At 63.7% G+C, this 26,623-nt stretch carries 21 protein-coding genes and 1 tRNA gene; 9 read left to right on the top strand and 13 right to left on the bottom strand.

All coding sequences use genetic code 11. The features are described from left to right. Positions 1–8: 8 nt before the first annotated feature. Together C7440_RS17205 and C7440_RS17200 are read right to left on the bottom strand one after the other, a co-directional pair. A complete protein-coding gene (locus C7440_RS17205) occupies positions 9–197 on the bottom strand; it encodes a hypothetical protein (protein ID WP_017523034.1) in 189 nt (62 codons plus the stop codon). Continuing rightward, a complete protein-coding gene (locus C7440_RS17200) occupies positions 194–1,417 on the bottom strand; it encodes a PepSY-associated TM helix domain-containing protein (RefSeq protein WP_116519365.1) in 1,224 nt (407 codons plus the stop codon). The genes C7440_RS17205 and C7440_RS17200 overlap by 4 nt, the downstream gene beginning before the upstream one ends. A gap of 257 nt (positions 1,418–1,674) precedes the next feature. Here C7440_RS17200 and C7440_RS17195 point away from each other — a divergent pair, with 257 nt between their 5' ends. Both C7440_RS17195 and C7440_RS17190 read left to right on the top strand, forming a co-directional pair. Continuing rightward, positions 1,675–3,285, top strand: coding sequence for a methyl-accepting chemotaxis protein (locus tag C7440_RS17195; protein WP_116519364.1), 1,611 nt, complete (start codon positions 1,675–1,677; stop codon positions 3,283–3,285). A 106-nt stretch (positions 3,286–3,391) separates the two neighbouring features. Beyond that, positions 3,392–4,426, top strand: a complete 1,035-nt coding sequence (locus C7440_RS17190; RefSeq protein WP_165832633.1) for a DUF481 domain-containing protein — start codon at positions 3,392–3,394, stop codon at positions 4,424–4,426. Positions 4,427–4,487: 61 nt separating this feature from the next. Here C7440_RS17190 and C7440_RS17185 read toward each other — a convergent pair whose 3' ends face one another. The 11 genes from C7440_RS17185 to C7440_RS17135 all read right to left on the bottom strand — a co-directional run bounded on the left by C7440_RS17185 (position 4,488) and on the right by C7440_RS17135 (position 17,183). After that, positions 4,488–5,672 carry a M20 aminoacylase family protein gene (locus C7440_RS17185; RefSeq protein WP_017523038.1) on the bottom strand — a complete coding sequence of 395 codons (1,185 nt, stop codon included), beginning with the start codon at positions 5,670–5,672 and terminating at the stop codon, positions 4,488–4,490. A 3-nt stretch (positions 5,673–5,675) separates the two neighbouring features. Beyond that, positions 5,676–7,310, bottom strand: coding sequence for an ABC transporter ATP-binding protein (locus C7440_RS17180; RefSeq protein ID WP_017523039.1), 1,635 nt, complete (start codon positions 7,308–7,310; stop codon positions 5,676–5,678). A 3-nt stretch (positions 7,311–7,313) separates the two neighbouring features. After that, positions 7,314–8,264: an ABC transporter permease gene (locus tag C7440_RS17175; protein ID WP_017523040.1), complete on the bottom strand. Its 951-nt coding sequence runs from the start codon at positions 8,262–8,264 to the stop codon at positions 7,314–7,316. A 15-nt stretch (positions 8,265–8,279) separates the two neighbouring features. Continuing rightward, the gene (locus C7440_RS17170; RefSeq protein ID WP_017523041.1) at positions 8,280–9,221 is read right to left on the bottom strand and encodes an ABC transporter permease; all 942 of its coding nucleotides are present in this window, start codon (positions 9,219–9,221) and stop codon (positions 8,280–8,282) included. A 69-nt stretch (positions 9,222–9,290) separates the two neighbouring features. Beyond that, positions 9,291–10,874: an ABC transporter substrate-binding protein gene (locus C7440_RS17165; RefSeq protein ID WP_017523042.1), complete on the bottom strand. Its 1,584-nt coding sequence runs from the start codon at positions 10,872–10,874 to the stop codon at positions 9,291–9,293. Positions 10,875–10,910: 36 nt separating this feature from the next. After that, positions 10,911–11,447 (bottom strand): MarR family winged helix-turn-helix transcriptional regulator, encoded by a 537-nt coding sequence (locus C7440_RS17160; protein ID WP_116519363.1) that lies wholly within the window; start codon positions 11,445–11,447, stop codon positions 10,911–10,913. Positions 11,448–11,633: 186 nt separating this feature from the next. Next, entirely contained in the window at positions 11,634–12,851 is a 1,218-nt protein-coding gene (locus C7440_RS17155; RefSeq protein ID WP_243410966.1) for an MFS transporter, read from the bottom strand. A 245-nt stretch (positions 12,852–13,096) separates the two neighbouring features. Beyond that, complete coding sequence (locus C7440_RS17150; RefSeq protein WP_017523045.1) at positions 13,097–14,272, bottom strand: ABC transporter substrate-binding protein; 1,176 nt, start codon at positions 14,270–14,272, stop codon at positions 13,097–13,099. 96 nt (positions 14,273–14,368) lie between these two features. Beyond that, positions 14,369–15,364 carry an amidohydrolase family protein gene (locus C7440_RS17145; RefSeq protein ID WP_017523046.1) on the bottom strand — a complete coding sequence of 332 codons (996 nt, stop codon included), beginning with the start codon at positions 15,362–15,364 and terminating at the stop codon, positions 14,369–14,371. Continuing rightward, entirely contained in the window at positions 15,361–15,924 is a 564-nt protein-coding gene (locus C7440_RS17140; RefSeq protein ID WP_017523047.1) for a 3-hydroxyanthranilate 3,4-dioxygenase, read from the bottom strand. The genes C7440_RS17145 and C7440_RS17140 overlap by 4 nt, the downstream gene beginning before the upstream one ends. A 320-nt stretch (positions 15,925–16,244) precedes the next feature. After that, positions 16,245–17,183, bottom strand: coding sequence for a LysR family transcriptional regulator (locus C7440_RS17135; RefSeq protein ID WP_017523048.1), 939 nt, complete (start codon positions 17,181–17,183; stop codon positions 16,245–16,247). Between the two features lie 202 nt (positions 17,184–17,385). On the opposite strand from C7440_RS17135, the gene fdnG reads away from it, so the two are divergent. The 7 genes from fdnG to C7440_RS17095 all read left to right on the top strand — a co-directional run bounded on the left by fdnG (position 17,386) and on the right by C7440_RS17095 (position 26,591). Continuing rightward, positions 17,386–20,454, top strand: a complete 3,069-nt coding sequence (gene fdnG, locus C7440_RS17125) for a formate dehydrogenase-N subunit alpha (RefSeq protein WP_157787531.1) — start codon at positions 17,386–17,388, stop codon at positions 20,452–20,454. 3 nt (positions 20,455–20,457) lie between these two features. Next, a complete protein-coding gene (gene fdxH, locus C7440_RS17120; protein WP_017523051.1) occupies positions 20,458–21,378 on the top strand; it encodes a formate dehydrogenase subunit beta in 921 nt (306 codons plus the stop codon). After that, positions 21,371–22,015: a formate dehydrogenase subunit gamma gene (locus tag C7440_RS17115; RefSeq protein WP_116519362.1), complete on the top strand. Its 645-nt coding sequence runs from the start codon at positions 21,371–21,373 to the stop codon at positions 22,013–22,015. The genes fdxH and C7440_RS17115 overlap by 8 nt, the downstream gene beginning before the upstream one ends. 90 nt (positions 22,016–22,105) lie before the next feature. Continuing rightward, entirely contained in the window at positions 22,106–23,038 is a 933-nt protein-coding gene (gene fdhE, locus C7440_RS17110; RefSeq protein ID WP_017523053.1) for a formate dehydrogenase accessory protein FdhE, read from the top strand. 3 nt (positions 23,039–23,041) lie between these two features. Then, on the top strand, positions 23,042–24,475 hold the full coding sequence (selA, locus tag C7440_RS17105) for an L-seryl-tRNA(Sec) selenium transferase (protein ID WP_017523054.1): 1,434 nt from the start codon (positions 23,042–23,044) through the stop codon (positions 24,473–24,475). Next, positions 24,472–26,484: a selenocysteine-specific translation elongation factor gene (gene selB, locus C7440_RS17100; RefSeq protein WP_017523055.1), complete on the top strand. Its 2,013-nt coding sequence runs from the start codon at positions 24,472–24,474 to the stop codon at positions 26,482–26,484. Before selA ends, selB begins: the two co-directional genes overlap by 4 nt. 11 nt (positions 26,485–26,495) lie before the next feature. Continuing rightward, positions 26,496–26,591: transfer RNA gene (locus tag C7440_RS17095), tRNA-Sec, on the top strand. The last annotated feature ends 32 nt before the right edge of the window (positions 26,592–26,623 follow it).

Raw genomic sequence — 26,623 nt, 5'->3', positions numbered from 1 at the left:
GAAGGCGGTCAGGCTTTCTTGCGCGGCCACAGCCAGTAGCCAAGGCCTGTGGCCAGCGGGATGGCAAGAGAGAGCCACGAGGCCCAGTGCCAGGCTCCGGTGCCCAACAGGGCCGACAACAGCCCGAAGCAGGTCAGGACGGCCAGGGCGACGGGCGCGCCCCAGACTTTCTTGAAAGAAGGTGAACGGGGTTTCATGAGCCGCCTCCGGCGATGGCGCCCGGGCTGGAGCCCTCGTGGCCGTGTGTTGTCTTGGCAAGCGCGGCCTGCGGCTGCTGGTGGCGCTGCGTCAACTGCGCCACGCGGGCATCGGTGGCCTTGCGCCGCGCAAACCACAGGTACAGGCCGCTGGCCAGCACCACGATGGTCAGGAGATCGAGCAGCACCCACAGTATCTTCAGCGGCAAGCCCCCGTAGTCGCCAAAGTGCAGCGGCTGTGACAGCGCCAGCATGGTCAGATACCAGGGGGGACGCGCCACGGCGGTGACTTCGGCCGTGGCGGCATCGACCAGCACGGGAATAATGAGATGAGAAGTGAATGGGGTGTCGCCGCGCGTCCAGACCATATAGTGATGAGGCGTGGCGAACATATTGCCCGGATGGCTGAAGCTGATGATGCGGTGGTTGGGCACAGCCTGGGCTGCGGCCCGCAGGGCGGCGTCGGCCGAGGCCAGGCGCTGAGGGGGATCGGTATCGTGGTAGCCGGACGTGAGCTCGACCAGGTCGGTCGCCTGCCACAGGCCGAACAACGGCCGCGACAGTTCGTTGATGACGCCGGTTATCCCCACCACCATCATCCAGCCCAGCAGCACGATGCCCAGCAGGTTATGCAGGTCGAGCCATTTAAGGCGGCGCGACCTTTCCTTGCGCACCGTGCCGAAGTCGAGCTTCTTCATGAAGGGGCCGTATAGCACGACCCCCGATACGATAGCGATGACAAACAGCAGGCCCATGAAGCCCAGAAAGAGCTGGCCGGGCAGGCTGGTGAACAGGTCCACATGCAGCGCCAGCATCATGCCCATGAAGGTGAACTGCTCTTCGCGCGCCGTGGGCGCGTCATACAGCATTTCGCCCGTGTGGGCGTCGAAGCGCATATAGTGCGTCAGCTTGGGGTCGCCCGTATGCGAGGGCGACATGCCCACGTAGACGGTGGGGTGGTCTTCGTCGAAAAAAACGTACTCGACGACTTCATTGGGATACTGCGCGCGCGCCGAGGCCATGAGCTGGTCTGTCGCCACGCGCGGCGTGCCCGCGTCTACAACGGCGAAGGGCTTGCCTTCTTCGAGCCAGTGCTCGATTTCCTCGTGGAACACCAGGGGCAGGCCGGTAATGCAGATAATCAGCAGAAAGACGGTGCAGACCAGGCTTGTCCACTTGTGCCACCAGTACCAGGTTTTGAGCGAAGCGGCGGCTGTCATTGAAAAAACTCCGTGCCCTTGGGACAACAAAACGATGATATTAATGCAAACTATTATCGTTCGTACATAGGTTGTTTTACGAATATATTGAAAAAGGGCACGCCGCCCGGCTCGGCCGGATGGCGCGGTTCTGGGCGCCCGGCTTTTTGTAACCGGCGGAGCCGTCCGCGCGACGTTGCAATAAAGTTTCACGACTTTTGCCGTTAAACGAGTAGGGCTCGTCATTTTTTCGAGCCATGCACATCCGTAGGCATCCCGTGAACAAACTCAATATCGGTACGCGTCTCGCGTTTGGCTTCCTGCTGCTGCTTTTGCTTCTGGCCCTGCTGGCCGGCATAGGGCTCTGGCGCATACAAGGCTCGTCGGCCATGGCTGAAGAAGTCATTGGCAGCCGCTTCGCGGCCGAGCGGACCATTGCTGAATGGAACCGCGCCACGAGCTTGAACGCCGTGCGCACCATCGCCGCCGGAAAGATCGACGACCCCTATGTCCGGCACGATATCGAGCAGGCCATGGAAAAGACCAGCGCCGACATACAGCGCCTTCAGGAGCAGTTGTCGGCCCAACTGGTCGATCCGGGCGCCCGGGAGCTTTTCCAGGCGGTGCTGCAGCGGCGCACGGAGTATCGCGACAGGCGCGATGCCGCGTTCCAGGCGCGGTTGGCGGGTGACTATCGGGCGGCGAACGAGTTTTTCGAGTCTGAGCTTGGGCCGCTTCTGGACGCCTACACGGGCAGCGTGAACGACCTGCTGCTGTACGAGAGAAAGTTGATCGACTCCAGGGCGGCCGAACTCTATGCCAACAACGATGCGGGCCTGAAGATGCTGATCGGCCTGGCGATTGCGGCGCTGCTGGCCGGGCTGTTCATGGCGCTCTCCATTACGCGCTCTATCACCGGGCCGTTGCGCAGGTCGGTGGCGCTTGCCGCCACGGTGTCGTCGCGTGACCTGACCGCCACCATCGACGTGCGGGGCCGGGACGAAACCAGCCGGCTGCAGCAGGCGTTGAAACAAATGAACGACAGCCTGCGCGATGTGGTGCGCGACGTGCGCAGCGGCGCAGAATCCATAGCCAGTGCAGCCAGCCAGATCGCGGCCGGCAACGTCGACCTGTCTTCGCGCACCGAGCAGCAGGCCAGCTCGCTGGCCGAGACCGCCGCGACGATGGAGCAGCTGACCACCACGGTGAAGCAAAACGCCGACCACGCCGAAGTGGCCAGGGGTCTTGCCGACACGGCCGCCCAGGTGGCGGTCAAGAGCGGCGAAGTGGTTGCCAAGGTGGTGGGCACCATGGGGCAGATCAATGACTCGTCCAGGCAGGTGGTGGACATTATCGGCGTCATCGATACGATTGCGTTCCAGACCAATATATTGGCCTTGAACGCGGCGGTGGAGGCGGCGCGCGCGGGCGAGCAAGGCCGTGGCTTCGCCGTGGTGGCCGGCGAGGTGCGCGCCCTGGCCCAGCGCAGCGCCGTGGCGGCGCAAGAGATCAAGAGCCTTATCGGTACCTCGGTGACCCGGGCGCAAGAAGGCAACAAGCTGGCAAGCGAAGCGGGCGAACGCATGAGCGAGACCGTGGCCAGTATCCGGCGGGTCACCGACATCATGAACGAGATTACCGAGGCCAGCCGAGAACAAAGCGTGGGCATCGACCAGGTGAACCAGGCTGTGTCCGAAATGGATCAAGCCACCCAGCAGAACGCCGCGCTGGTCGAGGAAGCGGCTGCCGCCGCGGCCAGCCTGCAAGAGCAATCGTCCCGGCTGGCCAGCCTTGTGGCCACGTTCAAGATCGACCAGGGTGAGGAACAAGCGCCGTCGGCCGCGGCCGTGCCGCTTGCCTCTCCCGTTCGCCTGGCCTTGTCGCATTAGGGTACCGGCTGTTAGCATTACCGCCACGGGCGCCATGTATAGGCGCCCGTTTTCATTCATCCATTCAATGAAAGGGGGCGGGCTTTTGGCTGGTCGAAAATTCAGGTTGAAACGTGCCGGTGTGATGCTGGCGGCGTTATTGGGCAGTGCGTGGGCGTCTTGCGCCTGGGCGGACACCATCGTCATGACCAATGGAGACAGGTTGAGCGGCGAGGTGCTGCTGATGGACGGCGGCACGCTTGTCCTCAAGACTGATTACGCCGGAGAGATCCGCATCAGCTGGGACAAAGTGGCCCAGCTTCAGACGAATGATCCGATGCTTGTGCGGGCCAAGGGCCTTCCCGCCGGCTATGAAGCCCGGCTGACGTCGGGCTCGGGGCCGGAAAGCGTCGCCGCCTTGCAGCCGGACGGCGCAACGGCCCAGGCAGGCACGGACCAGGTGGCGCTTGCCGACATCGAGCGCATCGTGCGCCCCAACGCTTTTCTTCGAGACTGGAGTTTCGAGGGCGGCGTCGACCTGGCCATGGACGCCACCCATTCCTCGAGCAGCAACCAGAACTGGAATGCGGCCCTGCACGCCACGGCCCGCCGCGACTGGTGGCGCCATGGCCTAGAGCTGGACTACGCGCGCAAGACTCAGGACGGCGTCACGGGCACCTACAACTACAACGCCGCCTATATGGTCGACCGCTTCTTGTCGGAAAAGCTGTTCTTGCGCGGCAGGGTGCGCTATGGCCGCGACCATATCGACGACCCCGCGCACCGGCTTCGTCTTGCCGCCGGCCCGGGCTATCAGTTCTGGGACAACGAGCTGGGCGCGTTCTCGATGTCGGCCTTTGTGACGCACACGCGCGACAGATATCATGACGACAGCCGCGACAATTTCCAGACGGTGGGCCTGGGCTGGAACTACACGCGGTTTCTGTCGGGCAAGCAGTGGCAGATATTTACCACCGGCGAATTCAATCGCGCGCTCAAGGGCGCTTCGGACTACAGTCTGGAGGCCGAACTGGGCCTGCGCTACAGCGTGACCCAGTGGATGTCGCTGTATGCCAAGGCGGGCTACAACCGCATCACCATGTCGGACAGGCCCTCGACCAATGAAAGGCGGTACTCAGTGGGCCTGGGCGTGCACTGGTAATGAACCGGGGCGGTATGCCTGGCCGGACGGCCCCGCGCCGGCCGGCACGGGCGCCCCGGAGCTATCGAAGAAACTCTTCGGCCAGCATGGCCCAATAGGCAGCGCCGATCGGCAGGTTGTGGTCATTGAAGTCGTAGCCGGGGTTATGCACCTCGCAGCCCCCGGGCATGCCGTCTTCGCCATTGCCGATGAACAGATAGCAGCCGGGGCGCTTTTCGAGCATGAAGGCGAAGTCTTCGCTGGCGGTCAGCGCGTTGCACTGCGGCTCGATATTGTCGGGGCCGACCAGCTTGCGGCCGATCTCGCGGGCGAACTCGGTTTCGCCGGGGGTGTTGACCAGCACGGAATAGCCCTGCCGGTAATCGACCTCGGCCCGGACGCCGAAGCTGCTTGCCTGGGCGGCGACGATCTCGCGGATGCGCTGCTCGATCAGCTGGCGCAGCTTGCGGTCGAGCGAGCGGACGCTGAGTTCGAGCACGGCGGTGTTGGGTATGACGTTGTTGGCCTTGCCGGCCTGTACGGCGGCCACCGTCACGACCGCCGTTTCCTGGGGATCCGCGTTGCGCGACACGATGGTCTGCAGGGCCATGATGATGCTGGCCGCCGCCACCACGGGGTCGACAGACAGGTGCGGCATGGCGCTGTGGCCGCCCTTGCCCGTGAGGGTGATGGTGACATAGTCGGACGAGGCCATGGCCGCGCCTTCGCGAAACAGCAGTCGTCCTTGCCTGACGCCGGGCATATTGTGCATGGCGAAGACGGCGTCGCAGGGATATTTGTCGAACAACCCCTCTTCGATCATGCGCTTGGCCCCGCCCAGGCTTTCTTCGGCGGGCTGGAAGATGAGGTTGAGCGTGCCCGAGAATGTGCCGTGCTGCGCCAGGTACCGGGCCGCGGCCAGCAGCATGGCCGTGTGCCCGTCGTGGCCGCAGGCATGCATGACGCCGGCGTGGATGCTGGCATACGGCAAGCCGGTTTCTTCCTGGATGGGCAGGGCGTCCATGTCGGCGCGCAGGCCCAGGCTGCGGCTGCCCTCGCCTCGCCTCAGGCGCCCCACCACCCCGGTTCCGCCCAGGCCGCGCTCGACCTCATAGCCCCATTCTTCAAGGCGCTGCGCGACCAGGTCGCTGGTGCGGAATTCCTGGAATCCCAGTTCGGGATGATGATGGATGTCGTGGCGTACGGCGGCGATTTCATCGCTTCGCTGTTTCATGTAGTCAAGAGGGTTCTGCAGAAGGCTGGACATGGATTATTCCTGGAAACGAAAATCGCGCCCCGGCGCGGATGCAAGCAGCCTGGCGGTATAGGCATGACGGGGCGTGTTGAAGACTTGACGGGTTTCGCCCTGCTCGACGACCTCGCCCTGGTGCATGACGATGATGCTGTCGCAGATCTGGCTGGCCACCCGCAGGTCGTGGGTGATGAACAATATGCCCAGCGACAGGCGTTTTTGAATATCGGCCAGCAGCTCCAGTATCTGCGCCTGCACCGAAACGTCCAGGGCTGACACGGCCTCATCGGCGATAAGCACCTTGGCTTCGCAAGCCAGGGCGCGTGCGATGGAGATGCGCTGGCGTTGCCCGCCCGAGAATTCGTTGGGATAGCGACGCAGCGCACTGGGGTTCAGGCGCACCAGCTGCATCAGCTGCTCGGCGCGCTTCCAGGCCTCGTTGCGCGGCACGCCGAAATTGACCGGCCCCTCGATGATCGAGGCGCCTACGGTCTGGCGTGGGTTGAGCGAGCGGTAGGGGTCCTGGAATACCACCTGGACGTGGCGCCGGTAAGGCGAAAGCTGCCTATTGCCGGCGTGGGCCAATGAACGCCCCTGGGCGTAGATTTCGCCTGAGGTCGGCTCGATCAGGCGCGCGATGCAGCGCGCCATGGTCGACTTGCCCGAGCCGGATTCTCCGACGATGCCTATTGTTTCGCCCGGGCGCACCGACAACGAGACGCTGCGCGCCGCGAGCACCTCGCGACGTCTGGCCGGCCAGCTTCCCATGCGGTACACCTTGGAAAGCTCGCGGGCCTCCAGCAGGGGTTCGGCCTGGGGCACGGCGGGGCGCGCCGGAGCCGACATCGAAGGCACGGCGGCCAGGAGCATCTTGGTATACGGCTGGGCGGGCCGGGTCAGCACCTGGGTCTTGGAGCCGGACTCGACCAGGGCGCCCAACTGCATGACGGCGACGTCGTCGGCGATTTCGGCCACCACGCCGAAATCATGCGTGATGAACAGTACGGCGGTTTCGCTGTCGCGCTGCAGCGTCATGATGAGCTTCAGGATCTCGGCCTGGGTGGTGACGTCCAGGGCGGTGGTGGGCTCGTCGCAGATCAGCAGCGCGGGCTTCAGGATCAGGGCCATCGCGATGACGATGCGCTGCCGCTGGCCACCCGACAGCTGATGCGGGTACGAGGCATAGATGCGTTCCGGCTCGGGCAGCTTTACGCGGGCGAAGATGTCGAGAATCTCGAGGCGCTGCTCGGCGGCGCTCATGGCGGTGTGCTGCCTTAGCAGTTCGGCCACCTGGGCGCCGCAGGTCATGGTGGGGTTCAGCGCCGTCATGGGCTCTTGGAACACCATGGCCATGGCGGCCCCGCGAAGCTTGCGTAATTGTTCCTGCGGGGCATTGAGGATTTCCCTGCCCTGCAGCGCTATCGAGCCGCTTGCGGGGCCGAGCTGCCTGGGCAGCAAGCCCATCACGGCGTTGGCGATGACCGACTTTCCGGAGCCCGATTCGCCCACCAGGCACAGGATCTTGCCGGGCTCGACCCGGAACGAGATGTCCTGCACGGCGTGGGGGCGGTCGGCCCCGGCGGGCAGGCCTATGGTCAGGTTCCGGACTTCCAGCACCGGCGCGGGGCGGGCTGTAGTTTCTGTGGTGTTCATCGCCTAGCCCTCTCGCTTGCTGAGTTTGGGATCGAGGGTGTCGCGCAGGCCGTCGCCCAGCACGTTCACGGCCAGTACGGTCAGCGCCAGGAATATGCCGGGCAGGAGGACGTTGTGCGGATACTCGTTGAACTGGGCGCGGCCTTCGGACATGATGTTGCCCCAGGTCGCCATGTCGGTGGGCAGGCCGACGCCCAGAAAGGAAAGTATGGCCTCGACCAATATCGCCGCCGCGCACACATAAGTGCCTTGCACGATGAGGGGGGCGATGGCGTTGGGCAGGATATGCTTGAGAAGAATCTTCCAGATGGGCGTATCGAGCGCGATGGCCGCCTCGACATAGGGTTCTTCGCGTATGGTCAGCACCACCGAGCGCACCAGCCGGGCCACGCGGGGAATCTCGGGGATGGCGATGGCGACGATGACGGTCGTTACCGTGCCGCCGAACAGCGCCACCAGGCTGATGGCGAACAGGATGCCCGGAATGGCCATGAGGCCGTCCATCAGGCGCATGATCAGCCCGTCTATTCTGCGGAAGTATCCGGCCAGCAAGCCCACCAGCATGCCCAGGGCCAGGGCCAGCAATGCCACGGCCACGCCTATGGTGATGGAAATGCGGGCGCCGTAAAGGGTGCGGCTCCAGATGTCGCGGCCCAGGGTGTCGGAGCCCATCAGAAAGAAATGGTGAAAGGTGTCGCCGGCCAGGCTGCTGAACTCGCCGGCGCTTAGCGGCAGCATGTTGCCGCTGGCCGGGTCGATGGCATTGGGGTCTATTGTGCCGAGCCACGGCGCGAAAATGGCCATCAGGACCAGAATCAGCAGCACGCCGCCTCCGATGCGCACCGAGCCGTTGCGCAGGGCGGCGAAAAGGGTGCGCCGGGTGCCGGGCGGGGACGAGGCCGCCGTATCCGGCATCGTCAGGGATGTTTCATCGGGCATGATTGTTTCGGCCATGACAGCTGTCGGGTTCTAGTAGCGTATGCGGGGGTCGAGCACCAGGTAGCTCAGGTCGACCAGCAGATTGATCAGCACGTAGATCACGGAAAAGAACAGGATGATGCCCTGTATCAGCGGGAAGTCGCGCGACAGCACGGCGTCGACGGTCAGTTGCCCCAGGCCCGGAATTGCGAACACGGTTTCAGTGACCACCACGCCGCCTATCAGCAGGGCGACGCCGATGCCGATGACCGTCACGATGGGCACCGCCGCGTTGGCCAGGCCGTGCCGGATCAATACCCGCGCCTCGGAAATGCCTTTGGCGCGGGCGGTGCGGATGTAGTCCTCGGTCATGGCCTCGGCCACGGCCGCGCGCGTCACCCGGGCTATCAGCGCCACGTAGATGATGGACAGCGCAATGGAGGGCAGGATCAGGTGCCTGAGCCACGGGATGATGCCGTTCGCCAGGCGCGAGTACCCTTGTACCGGCAGCCACTGCAGGTGCAATGAAAACAGCCAGATCAATATATAGCCCAGCACGAAGGCGGGTATCGAGAAACCCAGCACCGAGAAGCCCATCAGCGCGCGGTCAAGCCACCCTCCGTGGCGCCAGGCGGCCAGCACGCCCAGGGGCACGGCGACCAGCACCGCCACGACCAGCGTCAGGGCCGCCAGCGACAGGGTGGGCTCGATGCGATGCGCGATCAGTTCGGACACGGGGATCTTCATGAAGAAGGATTCGCCCAGATTGCCTTGAACGAGCTGGCCTACCCAGCGGATGAACTGGACGGGCATGGAATCGTCCAGGCCCAATGCGGTCCGCACCAGCGCAATGTCGTCGGCGGTGCCGCTGTTGCCCACGATGGCGGCGGCCGGGTCGCCGGGCGCCAGGCGCAGCATGAAGAACACGATCAGGGCGACGATGACCAGTACGGGTATGGTTGAAAGTACCCGGCGCAGAAAGAAGGCAAGCATGGGCGTCTCGAGTGCAGGCGATGTGGAAGGCGCAGCTGCCGGGCACCGTGAGGCGCCCGGCCGGGGGCCTTAGGGCTGGGTTTTCTTGATGTTCCAGAACACGTTGATCGGCGCCTTGACCAGGCCGCTGACCACGCCCTTGCGGACGGCGGTGTAGTTCTGCGATTCGCCCAGCGGCGCATACAGGCCGGTTTCAAACACCTGCAGCTGGATCTGCTGCGCGAGTTCCTTGCGTTTGCCCTCGTCCATGGTGGCCAGGAACTCGGCCTTCAATTGTTCCAGCTTCTCGTCGGTGGCCCAGCCGAACCAGCCTTTCTCGCCGTTGCCCGTCATGGGGGCGAAATACAGCGGATTCATGGTGTCGGAAGCGCCCCAGCCGGTGATGAAGAGGTTCCAGCCGCCGTCTTGAGGGGCGCTTTTGTTGGCTCGGCGCGTGACCAGGCTGGGCCAGTCCATCGACTGCATGTCGACGTTGAAGCCGCCCTGCTTGAGCAGCTGGGCCAGTACCGGCGGAAACTTGTTCAGCAGGGTGAAGTCGGAGGGGTTCATCAGGACCACCGGCTTGCCGTCGTAGCCGGCTTCCTTCAGCAGCTGCTTGGCCTTCTCGAACTGCGGTTTGCCCGTAAAGTAGGCGGTATCGCCGGAGTCGTACTCTGAACCGCAGGGATAGATCGACGTGCAGGTGTTGTACAGGTCTTTGTTGATCATCTGGGCCCGCATCAGGGCTTCCTGGTTCAGTGTCAGGATGGCGGCCTGGGCGATCTTGGGGTTGTCGAACGGCGGCACATAGTGGTTGATGTGCAGGGCGTAAGAGCCCTTGGGCACCGGGGTAAGCAGCTCGATCTTGGGGTTGGCCTTGAGAGACGCATACTGTTCGGCGGGCACCCACGAAAGCATGTCGATCTCGCCGTTCGTGAGCGCGTTGGCCTGCGTTTGCGCATCTTTGATGATCACCCATTCGACCCGGTCGACATACACGTGCTTGCCGCCGGCCGTGCCCGAGGCGGGCTCGTCGCGTGGAACGTACTTTTCGTTCTTGACGTAAACCGCTTTTTCGCCGGGACGGAACTCGTCGGCTTTGAAGATGTAGGGGCCCGATCCGGTCGTATCGGAAATTTGCTCGTTGGCTGGGGTCTTGGCCACCCGCTCGGGCATGATGAAGGGCGGATTGGAAGACGGCTTGCCCAGGGCCTCGAGCACCATGCCGAAGGGTTCCTTGAAATGCAGACTGATCGTTTTGTCATCAGCGGCGTCGATCTTGTCCAGGGCCGCGAACATTTTCTGGCCCAGGCCGTCGCGCTGGCCCCAGCGCTTGAGCGACTGGATAACGTCGGCAGAGCGTACAGGCTGGCCGTCGTGGAAGGCCAGGCCGTCTCGCAGCTTGAGCGTCCAGTTCAGGCCTTCGGCGTCGGCGCTGTAGGTGTCGACCATCTGCGGCTTGACCTTGCCGCTTTCGTCGATGCCGAACAGGGTGTCGTAGATCATGTAGCCGTGGTCGCGTGTGACGAAGGCGGTGGTCCAGATCGGATCGAGCACCTTCAGGTCGGCCTGCGGCACCATGCGCAGCACGTTCTGGGTGCCTTGCGCCGAGGCCATGGCTGTAGCGCCTGCCAGGGCGATCATGGCTGTAAGCCGAAGCAGCTTGGTTTTCATTTTCTTGTCTCCTCGTTGGATTGCGCCGTTGCTTGTTTATTTGGCGTCGGTAAGCGGCGTTTGCCGGGGCGGGTCGGTCGCCAGCGATCGCAGGAATGTCTCGGTGGCGTGTTGCGCGTTCTCGTGCAGGGCATAGAGCTTTTCCAGGCACTGCTTGAGGGTTCTGGCTTCGGACTCGGAAAGCACGCTCATCATGTTGGCCTCCATCTCGCGCCCGATGGCGTCGGCGGCCTTGACCTTGCCGATGCCTTCAGCGGTGAGATAAAGATTGGTCTGGCGCGCGTCTTCGGGGTCGATGACGCGCAGTATCAGCTTGCGTCCGGCAAGCGAGGCCAGCGATTTGGACGTGAGAGTCTTTTCGATATGCGTCTGTTCGACCAGCCGGCTGACGGTCAGCCCGGGCTGCGTGGCGATGAAGCGCATGAGGCGCAGTTCGCGCAGCGACAGGTCCACTTTCTGTTCATAGACCTGAGAGGCGATGCCCTTGGCCCGTTCATTGACCACGTCTATCTTGAAAGTGACGTAGTCGAGCTTGATGTCAACGGGGGCATGGAGTGAGTTCTGCTTGGCCATGGCAATTAAACGCTGTTTTCAATAGTTGAAAATTTCATTTAATTTAGAATGCCACGGGCATGAAGGCCGGAACAATGGGTGTTTCTACCGACAGTGTTTGTACCCATGAGAGCCCCTGCTCGAGGGGCTGAGGCGAAGGCGGGGGCTCGGACCGTACGGCGGGAAGGCCAGGCTGCTGAAGCTGCCTCAGCCCTCGGGCGCGGCAATGACAGGCGTGCGCAGGGCCGCGAAGGCCAGGCAGCCGGTCAGCACGGCGATGCAGGTGCAGAAGACCAGCAGCGCATTGCTCAGGCCGATGTGGTCGGCCAGCCAGCCCATGCCGAGCACGGGCAGGATGCTGCCCAGGTAGGCGGTCATCAGATAGGTGGAGAGCAGGCTGGAGCGCTGATGGGGAGGCGCCACCTTGTTCACGATCGAGATTCCGCCCAGGTTGCACAGGCCATGGCCGAAGGCCGTGGTTAGCACGCTGGAGGCGAACAGCAGCGGCGACGTCGTGAGCGTGTTGAGCATCAGCAGCACGTTGGCCAGCAGCAAGCCCAGCAGGCCCCAGATGACGACCCTCTTGGTGACCCAGGGGCGGGCCACGAACTGGAAGGCTGCCGACAGGAAAAGAATGATGCCGATGGACAGGCCGCTGACAGCTGGCCCATGCCAGGGCACCATGCGGTCCATGAAACTGGGTGCCAGCGAAGCGTACAGGCTGAACATGCCGAAGGCGCTGAAGGCCGCCAGGCTGCCGATGAGGTAGGGCCGGGTAAGCGGCGGCGCCGGGAGCGACAGCGCGGGCAGCCAGCTGCGCCATCCGCTGGCGTCGGGGGCCAGTTGCGGTGCGGGCTTGATGTCCTGCCTGAACAGCGCATAAACGGCCAGCAGCCCCAGCACGATGGAGGGCACATAGGCGCTGACGAGCGGGTAAGGCGTCCATTGGGCGATCAGGCCGCCCACCACCGGGCCCAGCCCGAAGCCGAAGGCCAGGGTCAGGCTGATGGTCGCGGCCACGCGCTGGCTGTTGCCTCCCTTGCGCAGCTGGCCCAGGCCCAGCGAGGACGAAGTGACGATCAGCCCCGATGCCAGGCCGATGAGAATGCGGCTGAAGGTGAAGCTGGCCGCGTCCCAGGCCAGGGCCGAAATAGTGATGCCCACGGTAACCAGGATCACGCCCCCGCGCAGCACCGGAAGGAAGCCGTGGCGGTCGGTCAGCCGGCCCAGGAACAGCAGGGTGGCCAGCGCCGCGATCATGTAGGCAGTGTACAGCTGGGCGATCTGGCTGGGCGCGAGGTTCCAGGCTTCTTGATACAGGGGATACAGGGGACTGGCCAGCGCCGTGCCCATGACGCCGACGCACATCGATACGCAAACCCAGAAATAAGAGCGATTGTTGCCGGGTGCGGAGGTGGAATTCATGAAAAGCGGTACGTCCTTGCTATGAGGCGGCTGCCGTTGCCCGGCGGGGCGGTGGCGCACGAGAAGCGTTCAAAGTGTATAGGCGGTGAAAGAGCGGCACAAGTGGGCTTCGCCATGCTTGGCCTCTTGGCACTGAAAGCGCAGCCGCACTGTCCGGCAAGGCCAGGCAGGCCAGGCGCCGCCCAATGAAAAACCGGCCCGGGGCGCAGGCCACGAGCCGGTTTGCTTACGCCTGGGCGCGGACCTTACATCTTGCACTGCTCGAAGTAGGCGTCCTTGTGGTCCTTGAAGACCACGCCCGTGGCGGACAGTTCGGCCTTGCCGTCCTTACCCTTGACGACGTCGACGCGGTACCAGTCGGTGATGGGGAAGTGGTTGGTGTTGTACTTGAAGTTGCCGCGCACCGAATCGAAGTCGGCGGCCTCGAGCGCCTTGCGCACCGCTTCTTTGTCTTGCAGGTTGCCGTCGAGCTTCTTGATGGCCGAGGCGATCAGGTTGGCCGCATCATACGACTGGGCCGCATACAGCGAAGGCGAGCGGTTGTATTTCTTTTCAAACGCTTCGACGAACTGCTTGTTCTGGGCATTGTCGAGGTTGGGCGCATAGGGCGCATGCGTGATGACGCCCAGGGCGATGTCCTGAAGCGCGGGCAGGGTCGAGCCATCGACCGTGCTGGCGGAGATAAGGGGCACCTTACCCAACAGGCCGGCCTGGCGGTACTGCTTGACGAAGTTCACCCCCATGCCGCCGGGATAGAACACATAGACGGCATCGGGATTGGCCTGCTGCAGTTGGGCGATTTCAACCGAATAGTCCATCTGGCCGATCTGGGTGTAGACCTCGTCCACCACCTCGCCCTTGTAGAAGCGCTTGAACCCGGCCAGGGCGTCTTTGCCCGCCTGGTAGTTGGGCGCCATGATGTACATCTTTTTATAGCCCTGGTCGGTGGCGATCTGGCCGCCGCCCTCGTGCAATTGGTCGTTGTTCCACGAGGTGGAGAAGAAATACGGCGAGCACTCGGCGCCCGACATGGGCGAGGGGCCGGCGTTGGAGCCGATCAGGAATGTCTTGGAGTCGAGAATGGGCGTACGCGCCGCCATCATCACGTTGGAAAAAATGATGCCGGTGACGAAGTCGACCTTGTCGTTGTTGACCAGCTTGCGTGCGATCTGCACGCCCTGCTCGGGCTTGAGCTGGTCGTCTTCAATGATGACCGAGACGTCCTGCCCGCCCAGCTTGCCGCCGTTCTGTTCGACCGCCAGCATGAAGCCGTCGCGCTGGTCTTGGCCCAGGGCCGCGCCGCCGCCCGACAGCGTGGTGATCAGGCCGATCTTGACTTCGGCCTGGGATGCTGGGGCGGCCGCAAGACCCATCGCGATGGCCGAGGCCAGAAGCATCTTCTTGAAGTGTGTCGTCTGCATGTCTCTTCCTTACTTTGGAATTGTTACGAAATACTCAAACAGTAACGCAGAGGTACAGGGTAAACGGAAAACCGTTTCTTTTGTACATTCCGCGAACTAGATATTGAAAAACTGGGCCGCGTTGCCGCCGAGCAGGCCGGTGCGCACGGTTTCGGTGAAGTCGCTGTCGCGGATCAACTGGCCGATCTTCTGTTCGCCCAGCGGGAACGGGTAGTCGGAGCCCAGCATGACCTGCTTGGTTCCCATGACGCGCACCAGGAATTCCAGCGCGTGCGGGTCGAAGACGGCCGAATCCACACAGAAGCGGTCCACATACGACGAGGGCGGGTTGGGACAGTCTTCGCGGATGATGTCGCGTTCGCGCCAGGCATTGTCGACCCGCCCCAGCAAAAAGGCAAAGCTGCCGCCCCCGTGCGCAAAACAGATCTTCAATGAGCGGGGCAGTTTCTCGAACGCGCCCGAAAGGATCAGGGACAGGATGCCCAGCTGGGTTTCGGCCGGCATGGCCACCAGCCACGGCAGCATCCATTTTTTCATGCGGTTTTCGCCGCCCATCATGTCCCAAGGGTGCACCAGAAGCGGTATGTCGTTGTTGGCGCAGTGGGTCAGGAAGGCGATCAGGTCGGCGTGGTCAAGGTCTTTGTCGCCCAGGTGGTTGCCGATCTGCACTCCCACATGGCCGATGCTTTTGGCGCGCGAGGCCTCGGCGCAGGCGGCGTCGATATCTTGCAGCGGAACCTGGGCCAGGGCCTTGAGGCGCTGCGGGTTGTGCTGGCAAAGTTCCACGGCGTAATCGTTCATGCGCTGCACCCAGGGCAACGCGCGCTCGATGGGGTAGCGATAGCCGAACATAATGGGCGTAGCGCACATGATCTGCACATCTACTCCACAGGCGTCCATTTCCTCGATGCGGCGCGCCGAATCCCACAGCGCCGAATAGACGGGGCGGAAAGGCTTGTCGCCCGCCATGATCATGCCGCTGCCGTCGCCGCCGTCTTTCAGCCATGGCGCCAGCTCGGGATCGAGCCGGCCCGCTTCCGCCTGCGTGATGGGAGGAAAGAAGTGCGAATGGATGTCGATGACACGGCTCAAGGTGTGGCTCCTGATGGCTTGGCGGCTTGCTGTCCGTGGGCATGGCGGCCTGGATGGACGGCTTTGCAGTTGGGACAGACCCGCAAGTCGGGGTTCTGATAGAAACGTTCGAACAAGGGCGGAAGGTCGGCCACGATGCTTTTGAGCTGCACTTCGACCCGATGCACCAGGTGGTTGCACTCGAGGCAGTACCACTCGAAGCCATCCAGCAGTTTCTGGGGGCGCTGGCGTTCGATGACCAGGCAGCGGCTGTCGGGTTCGGGCCGCTGCGGCGAATGGCGCGCATGCGGCGGCAGCAGGAACATGTCGCCTTCGCGCAGGTCGATGCGTTCACGCCGCCCCTCGTTCATGATGTTCAGGTAGGCATTGCCCTTGAACTGGTAAAAAAACTCTTCGAGCGGGTCGTCATGGAAATCGGTGCGGTGGTTGGGCCCGCCCACCACGGTAACGATAAAGTCGGCGTCTTCCCAGATTTGCTGGTTGCCGACCGGCGGCTTGAGCAGGTGGTCATTGTCGTCAAGCCAGCGCTTGAAATTGAGCGGCGGTCCATACTTGAACATGTCATTCTCCAGAGACGAGCCTTCTTGTGGGCAGGGCGGCGGAATCGCGCCGAGGCTTTCATTCTGAGTATAGAAAGCCTTGTACCAAGCATAAAGTGAAAGAAAGCGAATTGGCTATTCCTGTTTTCGATAGCACCGTCGATTTCAGCAGAAGCCCATGGGGCATTCATTATATTTATTTATATATAGCGCATGCATTGGATTGCTTTGAGTTGGTTGAGTATGCTGAATATCGTTTTTTAGTCTGGGGATAGGGATGAACGGCTGTCCAGCGGCCAGTAAAAAGGTGGCTGCGGCGCCTGTCGGCTGGACAGGGCGGGTCAGCGCAGGCATTCCATGAAGCGCTGCGTGGCCGGCGTGGGCAGCCGGTCGGCGCGTACGGTGTAGCCCACGTCGCCGAACTTGCCCAATTGCCCCACGTTCAGAATGGCCACCAGGCCCAGCCGCTGGAAGTGCCGCGCGGCGGCCAGGGGCATGAACAGAATGGAGGCGGAGTCTTGAAGCAGGCCGATATTGGTCACCAATGAAAGCGACTCGGTGATGTTGCGAGGCATGCTCAGGCCGGTGTCCTGCAGCAGCTTTTCGGTCATGGCGCGGGCGGGTGACTCGCGCAGGGGCAGTATCCAGGGGTAGCCCAGCAGGTCGGGCAGGCCCAGCCCCTTGCGGCGAGCCAGGGGGTGCTTGCGGCCGGCCACGACGCAGATCTCGTCCGGGTACAGCACAGTATGGCTGAACGGAAACCGCCGCATCAGCGGCAGGTTGGCTTCGGGCAGCCGCCCCACCACGATGTCCAGCTCGCCGTTGGCCAGCTCATGGAACAGCTGCTCGTTCGGCCCTTCGCGCACCGTTACCAGCACATCGGGCACCAACTTCTTGAGCTTGAGTATGGCCTTGGGCAGCAACTGGGCCGAGGCGGAAATGAGGGTGCCGACGATGACGTGGCCGCTTTCGCCGGAGCGGAAGGAATTCAGCTCGTCGGTCAGGTAACGCAATTCAGAGATGACGGTGCGCACGCGCTCGCCCAGCAAGACGCCGTAGCAGGTGGGCGCCGTGCCCCGGTTGCTGCGTTCGAACAAGGGTACGTCCAGGCTGGCCTCGAGCTCTTGTATGGCCTTGGTGACCGCCGATTGCGACATATTGAGCTCGCGCGCGGCGCTGGCGATCGAGGGCGAATTGAACACGCGCTCGAAGATCAGCAGGGGCCGCAGCTTGAGCCGGTGCAGCGAGACGGGAGGTAGGGAAGGGGCTTTGTGGGGCATGAATATTGCTCGACGACGCGTCGTGGACACCGGAAGGAATCCAATGGGAATAAGACTCAACAACGAACTGCGCTGAAAAAGCGCGTTTACCTTGGCTTTTTCCGGGAGCCGCTCCTATACTGCGTGTATACCCGATAAAAATTAGGGTTATTTCGAAACGATACAACAAGAACCGGTTGTTTTTAATCATCTGGAGAGCGTCATGGTCAACATGAGTCGGCGACAATTCTTCAAGGTGACAGGGGCAACATTGGCGGGTTCCAGTCTAACGCTGCTGGGGGCCGCCCCCAGTCCGGCAATGGCTGAGGTTCGCCAATACAAGCTTGCGCGCATGACTGAAACGCGCAACACCTGTCCATACTGTTCGGTAGCGTGCGGGGTTTTGCTATACGGTCTGGGCGACGGCGCCAAGAACGCCACGTCGCGCATCGTCCACATCGAGGGCGATTCCGACCACCCGGTCAACCGCGGCACGCTCTGTCCCAAGGGCGCGGGTCTTATTGATTTCATCAACAGCCCCAACCGGCTGAAATACCCCGAGTACCGCGCCCCCGGCTCCGACAAATGGGAACGTATTTCATGGGACGACGCGCTTACGCGCATCTCCAAGCTCATGAAAGAAGACCGTGACGCCAACTTTATCGAGCGAAACGAAAAAGGCCAGCTGGTCAACCGTTGGCTCACCACCGGCATGCTGGCCGCCTCGGCCAGTTCCAATGAAGTTGCCTATGTAACGCACAAGGTTGTCCGCAGCCTTGGCGCGCTTGGATTCGACAACCAGGCTCGTGTCTGACATGGTCCGACGGTGGCAGGTCTTGCCCCGACGTTTGGCCGTGGAGCGATGACGAACCATTGGGTCGACATCAAGAACGCCGATATTGTGCTGATCATGGGCGGAAACGCCGCCGAAGCCCACCCTTGCGGCTTCAAATGGGTTACCGAGGCCAAGGCGCACAACAAGGCCAAGCTCATTGTCGTCGATCCGCGCTTCAACCGCTCGGCATCGGTGGCTGATTTCTACGCGCCCATCCGAACCGGAACCGACATCGTGTTCCTGGGGGGCGTCATTCGCTATCTGCTCGAAAATGACAAGATCCAGCACGAATATGTGCGCAACTACACCGATCTTCCGTTCATCGTCCGCGAAGACTTCTCCTTCGAAGAGGGCCTGTTTTCGGGCTACAACGAAGAAAAGCGCACCTACGACAAGGCGTCGTGGGACTACGAACTCGATGCAGACGGCTATGCCCGGGTCGATCCCACGCTGAAGCATCCGCGCACGGTCTATCAACTGCTCAAGCAGCATTACGCGAACTGCACGCCCGAAATGGTCGAGAGCGTGTGCGGCACACCCGCCGACAAGTTCCTGAAGGTGTGCGAAATGCTGGCTTCAACGGCCACCACCGACCGCGCGGCCACCATCATGTACGCACTGGGCTGGACGCAGCACTCCATCGGCTCGCAGGTTATCCGCACCGGCGCCATGGTGCAGCTGCTGCTGGGCAATATCGGCGTGGCGGGCGGCGGCATGAACGCCCTGCGCGGCCACTCCAACATCCAGGGCCTTACCGACATCGGCCTCATGTCCAACCTGCTGCCGGGCTACCTGACGTTGCCCAACGACGCCGAGCAAGACTACGAGGCCTACATCACCAGCCGCACGCAGATGCCCTTGCGCCCCAACCAGCTCAGTTACTGGCGCAACTACCGCAAGTTCCACGTCAGCCTCATGAAGGCATGGTGGGGTGACGCCGCGCGTCCCGACAACAACTGGGCCTACGACTACCTGCCCAAGATGGACCGTCCGTACGACATGCTGCAGGTCTACGAGCTGATGCATCAGGGCAAGATGAACGGCTACATCTGCCAGGGCTTCAACCCGCTGGCGGCGGCGCCCTACAAGGCCAAGCTGCTCGATGCGTTCTCCAAGCTCAAGTTCCTGGTCATCATGGATCCGCTCGTTACAGAAACCTCCGAGTTCTGGCGCAATGTCGGCGAGTTCAACGATGTCGACACGGCTTCCATCCAGACCGAGGTCTTCCGTCTTCCCACCACCTGTTTCGCCGAAGAGGAAGGCGCCCTGGTCAACTCGGGACGCTGGCTGCAGTGGCACTGGAAAGGCGCGAACCCGCCCGGCGAGGGCAAGAGCGACATCGAGATCATGGCGCTGTTGTTCAGCCGCATGCGGGCCATGTACGAGAAAGACGGCGGGGCCTTCCCCGACCCCATCGTCAATCTGTGGTGGCCGTATTCCAACCCCGAGAACCCCACCGCCGAAGAGCTGGCCAAAGAGTACAGCGGCCGCGCCTTGGTCGACCTGGTCGACTCCAACAACCCCATGCGGGTGTTGCGCAAGGCGGGCGAACAGCTGGCCGGCTTCGGCGAGCTGCGCGACGACGGTTCCACCATCAGCGGATGCTGGCTTTACGCCGGCAGCTGGTCCGCGGCGGGCAATCTCATGGCGCGCCGCGACAACAGCGACCCCACCGGCATCGGCCAAACCCTGAACTGGGCGTGGTCCTGGCCGGCCAACCGGCGCATTATGTACAACCGCGCGTCGTGCGACCTGGAAGGCAAGCCGTTCAACCCGCGCCGCAGCGTCATCCACTGGGACGGCAAGGCCTGGGTGGGCGCCGACGTGCCCGACTTCAAGGTCGACGAGAACCCGCTCGACGGCATGGGCCCCTTCATCATGAACCCCGAGGGCGTGGCGCGATTCTTCGCCCGCAAGGGCATGGCCGAAGGTCCCTTCCCCACGCACTACGAGCCGTTCGAAACGCCCCTGGGCTACAACCCGCTTTTCCCCGACGAAAAACGGGCGGTCAACAATCCCGCGGCCCGCATATTCGAGGGCGACCTCGCAACCATGGGCAAGGTGGCCGACTTCCCCTATGTGGCCACCACCTACCGCCTGACCGAGCATTTCCACTACTGGACCAAGCACGTCAAGCTCAACGCCATCCTGCAGCCCGAGCAATTCGTCGAAATCGGCGAGGCGCTGGCCCAAGAGCTGGGCATTGCCAACGGCTCGCGCGTCAGGGTGTCTTCGAACCGGGGTTACATCAAGGCCGTGGCGTTGGTTACCAAGCGTATCAAGGCGCTTACGGTCGAGGGCAAAACGGTCCATCAGGTGGGCATTCCGATTCACTGGGGTTTCGTCGGCCTGGCCCGGCCGGGCTTCCTGGCCAACACACTGACCCCGCCCGTAGGAGACGGCAACTCGCAAACACCCGAGTTCAAGTCTTTCCTGGTCAAGGTCGAGAGGGAGTAAGCCATGGCATTGCAATCACTGGATATCAAACGGCGCTCCGCAACCACCACGCCCATGCCAAGCGAGCGCGACGCGCTCGTGGGCGGCGGGGTTGCCAAGCTTATCGACACCACCAAGTGCATCGGCTGCAAGGCCTGCCAGGTCGCGTGCATGGAATGGAACGACGTCCGCGATGAAATCGGCTTCAACCATGGGGTGTACGACAACCCCATGGACCTTACCGAGAACTCCTGGACGGTGATGCGGTTTTCCGAGTACGAGAACCAGGGCGGCGACCTCGAGTGGCTCATTCGCAAAGACGGCTGCATGCATTGCGAAGACCCCGGCTGTCTCAAGGCCTGTCCGTCGCCGGGCGCCATCGTGCAGTACACCAATGGCGTCGTCGACTTTCATCAAGAAAACTGCATCGGCTGCGGCTATTGCATTACCGGCTGCCCCTTCGACGTGCCGCGCATTTCCCAGAAGGACAACAAGGTGTACAAGTGCACCTTGTGTTCCGACCGGGTGGCGGTGGGGCAAGAGCCCGCCTGCGTCAAGACCTGTCCCACGGGCGCCATCGTGTTCGGCACCAAAGAAGACATGATCAAGCACGCGGACGACCGCGTCGTCGATCTCAAGACGCGCGGCTTCGACAATGCCGGCCTGTACGACCCTGCGGGGGTCGGGGGCACACACGTCATGTACGTGCTGCATCACGCCGACAGGCCCGAGCTGTACAGCGGGCTGCCGGCAAACCCCACCATCAGTCCCATGGTGTCGCTATGGAAGGGCATCGCCAAGCCGCTGGGGGTCGCCGCCATGGCGCTGACAGCGCTTGCCGGCTTCTTCCACTACATCCGCGTGGGCCCCAACGAGGTCGACGAAGAGGACGAACGCCAGGCGGCTGAAAACGAACGTCAATCGCAGGAGGCCACTCATGAATGACGCGAATAAACCCAGGCTCATCCAGCGCTATTCGCCGGGCGAGCGGGCCAACCACTGGATAGTCGCCATCGCATTCATCCTGCTGGCGCTTTCCGGGCTGGCGCTGTTCCATCCGGCGTTCTACTGGCTGAGCAACCTGTTTGGCGGCGGCACCTGGACACGCATCCTGCATCCGTACGTGGGCGTGTTCATGTTCCTGCTGTTCTTCATTCTTGCCGTGCGCATGTTCCGGCACAACAAGATGGACAAAAACGATCGCCAGTGGCTGAAGCAGTTCGACGACGTCGTCAACAACCGCGAAGACAGGCTGCCCGAAGTGGGCCGCTACAACGCCGGGCAGAAGGTGCTTTATTTTGCGCTCATCCTGCTCATGATCGGCCTGCTGCTTACCGGCATTGTGATGTGGCGCGAGTTCTTCGGCCTGTATTTCAGCGTCGGGCTCATCAGGCTCGCCTCGGTGCTGCATGCCATCTTTGCTTTTGTGATGATTTGCGCGATCATTGTGCATATCTATGCCGGCTTCTGGGTCAAGGGCTCTGTCCGGGCCATGACCCGCGGCACGGTCACGCCGGGCTGGGCATGGAAGCATCATCGCGCGTGGTTCCGCCAGGTGCGTGGGGCTTCATCCCGCAAGTAACGTCCATTTCGGCGCCCCTTGCGGGGTGTCGCAGTCTGCAATGGCTGCCCGGTCCCCGTGCCGGGCAGCCATGTTTTTCAGGAGAATGCCTTGCAGCGAATTCTCGAGCGCGGCGAAATCGAATCGCTTGACCACACCAATATTCCGCGATTCCGCATTCCCGTGCGCGCATCCGTTTTCACCGATCGCGCGGCGCGGCTGCGGCAGCTGGCGCAAGACCACCCCGCGTCGGCCTATCTGTCACTGATGGCGCAGTTGGTCGACGCGCAGCACCAGGCCCTTGGCCACTGCAAAGCGCCCCCGGCCACCGAAGAGCAAGTCTCACGCGCCCAGGCGCATGGCATGCCACCCCTGCAGGCCATCGGCTGGAGCCGTTCCCCCCAATGGCGCGACATCCTGCGCGCCCTGGTCGACCACATCGGCGAGCAGGCCCAGGTGCCCGAGCAGGCCAAAGCCGTGGCGGCCTCGTTGCGCGAACGCCTCGAGTCCGACCCTGACGCCATCGAAACCCAGGCCGATGCCATCCTGGCCGAGCGCGATGCCGAGGTCGACGGGGCCACGGCGCCTTTCATCATGGCGGCCCTGCAGGTGTACTGGACCAGCCTTGCCATTGACTTCGACATCAGCAAGATGCCTGTGGTCAACCCCTTTGGCGTCTGCCCGCTGTGCGGCAGCCTGCCGGTGTCCAGCGTGGTGCGGGTGGGTGGGCCGGGCGACGGCTGCCGCTACCTGTGCTGCTCGCTGTGCTCGACCGAATGGCATCTGGTGCGGGTTACCTGCTCGCATTGCGAAGACACCAAGACCGTGGCCTTTCATTCGGTCGAAGGGGGGCCCGAGGGCATCAAGGCCGAGTCCTGCGACAACTGCCACAGCTATCGCAAGATCTTCTACCAGGAAAAAGACTACAACGTCGACCCGGTTGCCGACGACCTGGCCAGCCTGACCCTCGACATGCTGATGGGCGAAGAAGGCTATTCGCGGGCCAGCGGCAATCCGCTGCTGTGGCAGGGCCCGGAGTCCTGAGGCATGGGGGTTGTTCCTGGCACCGTTTCCCCAACGGCGGGCGCCGCCGACATTCCATCGGTCGAGCGCCTGCTGGGCAGTGCGGCCGCAGCCGCGCTTATTGCCGAGCATGGCCGCAGCCGCGTGCTGGGTGTGCTGCGCGAACTCTTGTCGGGCTTGCGCCAGCAGGCCCTGCAGGGCAAGCTCGCCCCCCAGGCCCTGGCTGACGAAACCCTGATCGCGCAGGCGCGCGACCAGCTGCATCAGGCAGATCGCCCGCGCCTGCGGGCTGTCTTCAACCTTACCGGCACGGTGCTGCACACCAACCTGGGCCGTGCCTTGCTGCCCGATGCGGCCGTCCAGGCCGTGGTCCGCGCCCTGCAGGCGCCCGCCAACCTCGAGTTCGACCTGGCCACGGGCCGGCGCGGCGACCGCGACGATCTCATCAGCGATCTGCTGTGCGAGCTGACCGGCGCCGAGGCCGCCACCGTGGTCAACAACAATGCCGCAGCCGTGCTGCTCATGCTCAATGCCCTGGGCAACCGGCGCGAAGTCATTGTGTCGCGCGGCGAGCTGGTGGAAATCGGCGGGGCCTTTCGCATCCCCGACATCATGCAGCGCGCCGGCGCCCGCCTGGTCGAGGTGGGCACCACCAATCGCACCCATCTGGCCGACTACGAGCAGGCCGTGGGGCCGCGCACGGCCATGCTCATGAAGGTGCATTGCAGCAACTACGAGGTGTCGGGTTTCACCAAAAGCGTCGACGTCGCACAGGTGGCGCAGGCGGCCCGCCGCCATGGGCTTCCCACGGCGGTCGACCTGGGCAGCGGAACCCTGCTCGACCTGGCCCGCTGGGGCCTGCCCCAAGAGGCCACCGTGCGTGAGACCATCGAGGCGGGCGCCGACATTGTCACCTTCAGCGGCGACAAGCTGCTGGGCGGGCCGCAGGCGGGACTGCTGGTGGGCCGCGCCGACCTCATCAAGAAGATCAAGAAGAACCCGCTCAAGCGCGCCCTGCGCGTGGGCAAGCTGACCCTGGCCGCCCTCGAGCCGGTCCTGGCCCTGTACCGCTCGCCCGAGCTGCTGGCCGAACGCCTTACCACGCTGCGCCTTCTTACCCGACCCATGGCCGCCATGCAGGGCCAAGCACAAATACTTCAGCCCATGCTGCAGCAGGCGCTGGGGGCAAGCTACGCGGTCAGCGCCGAGCCCATGTTCAGCCAGATCGGCAGTGGCGCGCTGCCGGTCGACCAGTTGCCCAGCTACGGCCTGGCGGTGCGCCATGCAGGTTCGGGCCGCCCCGGGCGCGCCCTGCAGCAGCTTGAAAGCCGATTGCGCGCCTTGCCGCAGCCGGTCATCGGGCGTATTGCGCACGACACCCTGTGGCTCGACCTGCGCTGTCTCGAGGCCCGCGACGAAGCCGCCTTCGCCGCACAACTGCAGCGGCTGAACGGATGATCATCGGCACGGCGGGGCACATCGACCATGGCAAGACCACCCTGGTGCGCGCACTGACGGGGGTGGATACCGACCGGCTCAAAGAAGAAAAGAAACGCGGCATATCGATCGAGCTGGGCTATGCCTATACGCCGCTCGAGAATGGCGACGTGCTGGGCTTCATCGACGTGCCGGGGCACGAACGCCTGGTGCACACCATGGCCGCCGGCGCGACCGGCATCGATTTCGGCCTGCTGGTGGTGGCGGCCGACGACGGCGTCATGCCGCAGACCCGAGAGCATCTGGCGATATTGGGGCTTTTGGGCGTACAGCAGGGCGCTGTAGCACTGACCAAGATCGATCGCGCCGACGCGCAGCGCCTGCAAGAGGTGCACGCACAGCTGGCGGTGCTGACAGAGGGCACATTTCTTCAGGACATGCCGGTGTTCGAAACCAATGCCGCGCTGGTTCCGGCCGACGTTGGCGCTCAGGAATCCGGCGGGCCGGAGACTGGGGCGGGCCTCGATAGGGAGGGCGACGACGAATCGCGCCATGACGAATCGGGTGTCGCCGCGCTGCGCAGCCATTTGCACGATGCGGCGCAGGCCATGGCCGGGCGCCGTTCAGATGGCTTGTTCCGTCTTGCGGTCGACCGGGTTTTCTCCCTGCCGGGCCACGGCACCGTCGCCACCGGCACGGTGCATGACGGCGTGGTGGGCGTCGATGACGATGCGGTGGCATTGCGGCTCATGCCCGCGGGGCGGGCGGTACGGGTGCGCAGCATCCATGCCCAGAACCAGCCCGCGCAGCAGGGGCGCGCCGGACAGCGTTGCGCCTTGAATCTCGGTGGGATCGAGCGCGATGCGCTGCGGCGCGGCGACTGGATCGCCGACGAGCGCTGTTTTACCCCAGCGCGCAATGTCGATGTGCAATTGACCTTGCTCGATTCGGCCGAAGGGCCCATTCGGGCATGGGCGCCCCTGCACGTGCATTTGGGTGCGGCCCACCATGTTGCGCATGCGGTGCCGCTTTCGCCCGACCCGTTGCCGGCCGGCCAGACCGGCCTGGTGCAGCTGGTGTTCGACGAGCCCATATGCTCCATGCCCGGCGACCGCTTCATCGTACGCAATGCGCAGGCCAGCCGTACCCTGGGCGGCGGCATGGTGCTGGATGCCAATGCCCCCGACCGCAAGCGCAGAAGCGAACAGCGGCTGGCCTGGCTGCGTGCCGTGGCCGAACTGAAACAAGGGGCCGGACTGGCCGCCGTGCTTCAAGAGGCGCCGTATGGCCTGGACGAACCGCGCCTGATGCGGCTTGCGGGACGCAGTCCGCAGCCGGACGAACTGCCGCCCGGCGCCTTGTGGGTGCAGGCCGGCAGCGGCGCTGCATTGCGCAGCCTGATCCTGCAGTCGCATTGGGATGCGCTGGGGCGGGCGGTGGAAGACGCGTTGGCGGCGTTTCACGAGCGTTGGCCCGATGAGCCGGGCCTGGATGCGGCACGCCTGCGGCGCGTGGCGCTGCCCACCATTCCCGAGACGCTATGGCCGGCCTTGCGCGACGACCTGGTGGCGGGGAAGCGCCTTGTGCGCAACGGGCCCTGGCTGCATAGGCCTGGGCACGAGGCCACGCTGGGCCCGCAAGAAACCGAGCTGGCGCAGCGCCTGCTGCCCGCCATACACAACGGCGCCTTTGATCCTCCGTGGGTGCGCGACCTGGCCGGGCAGTTCGGGCAGCCCGAAGACCTCGTCCGCCAGCTGCTGCGCAAGCTGGTTCGCAGCGGCGAGCTTTACCAGGTGGTGCGCGACCTCTTCTATCATCGCGAGCAGGTAGCTCGCCTGGCGGAGCTGGTCCATGAACAGGGCCTCGGCGAAGGCATTACCGCCGCACAGTTTCGCGATGCCACGGGGCTGGGCCGCAAGCGCGCCATCCAGATCCTCGAGTTCTTCGACCGGGCGGGCTACACCCGCCGGCTGCGCGACAGGCATGTGCCGCGCGGCGATAGCGCGGCCTTCTGGCAACGGCTATCATAAGAGCCTGCTGCGGAAGGCATTCGTGTCCGGTGGCACGGCTGGGCTTCAAACCCAGTTGGGGGCGTCAGACGTTCCCAGGTAGGTTCGACTCCTGCTGCTTTCCGCCATTTGTTTTTTGCCGCGGGGCCGCACCAAGACC

Source organism: Pusillimonas noertemannii (assembly GCF_003096595.1).
GTDB classification, from domain to species: domain Bacteria; phylum Pseudomonadota; class Gammaproteobacteria; order Burkholderiales; family Burkholderiaceae_B; genus Pusillimonas; species Pusillimonas noertemannii.
The sequence above is the reverse complement of the archived record's forward strand: the minus strand, read 5'-3'. Positions and strand labels throughout refer to the sequence as shown.

Excerpts from the sequence above, each read along its gene's own strand:
- C7440_RS17205 (WP_017523034.1), bottom strand. The coding sequence starts at position 197 with ATGAAACCCCGTTCACCTTCTTTCAAGAAAGTCTGGGGCGCGCCCGTC.
- C7440_RS17200 (WP_116519365.1), bottom strand. The coding sequence starts at position 1,417 with ATGACAGCCGCCGCTTCGCTCAAAACCTGGTACTGGTGGCACAAGTGG.
- C7440_RS17185 (WP_017523038.1), bottom strand. The coding sequence starts at position 5,672 with ATGTCCAGCCTTCTGCAGAACCCTCTTGACTACATGAAACAGCGAAGC.
- C7440_RS17180 (WP_017523039.1), bottom strand. The coding sequence starts at position 7,310 with ATGAACACCACAGAAACTACAGCCCGCCCCGCGCCGGTGCTGGAAGTC.
- C7440_RS17175 (WP_017523040.1), bottom strand. The coding sequence starts at position 8,264 with ATGGCCGAAACAATCATGCCCGATGAAACATCCCTGACGATGCCGGAT.
- C7440_RS17170 (WP_017523041.1), bottom strand. The coding sequence starts at position 9,221 with ATGCTTGCCTTCTTTCTGCGCCGGGTACTTTCAACCATACCCGTACTG.
- C7440_RS17165 (WP_017523042.1), bottom strand. The coding sequence starts at position 10,874 with ATGAAAACCAAGCTGCTTCGGCTTACAGCCATGATCGCCCTGGCAGGC.
- C7440_RS17160 (WP_116519363.1), bottom strand. The coding sequence starts at position 11,447 with ATGGCCAAGCAGAACTCACTCCATGCCCCCGTTGACATCAAGCTCGAC.
- C7440_RS17155 (WP_243410966.1), bottom strand. The coding sequence starts at position 12,851 with ATGAATTCCACCTCCGCACCCGGCAACAATCGCTCTTATTTCTGGGTT.
- C7440_RS17150 (WP_017523045.1), bottom strand. The coding sequence starts at position 14,272 with ATGCAGACGACACACTTCAAGAAGATGCTTCTGGCCTCGGCCATCGCG.
- C7440_RS17140 (WP_017523047.1), bottom strand. The coding sequence starts at position 15,924 with ATGTTCAAGTATGGACCGCCGCTCAATTTCAAGCGCTGGCTTGACGAC.
- C7440_RS17135 (WP_017523048.1), bottom strand. The coding sequence starts at position 17,183 with ATGCCCCACAAAGCCCCTTCCCTACCTCCCGTCTCGCTGCACCGGCTC.
- fdxH (WP_017523051.1), top strand. The coding sequence starts at position 20,458 with ATGGCATTGCAATCACTGGATATCAAACGGCGCTCCGCAACCACCACG.
- C7440_RS17115 (WP_116519362.1), top strand. The coding sequence starts at position 21,371 with ATGAATGACGCGAATAAACCCAGGCTCATCCAGCGCTATTCGCCGGGC.
- selA (WP_017523054.1), top strand. The coding sequence starts at position 23,042 with ATGGGGGTTGTTCCTGGCACCGTTTCCCCAACGGCGGGCGCCGCCGAC.
- selB (WP_017523055.1), top strand. The coding sequence starts at position 24,472 with ATGATCATCGGCACGGCGGGGCACATCGACCATGGCAAGACCACCCTG.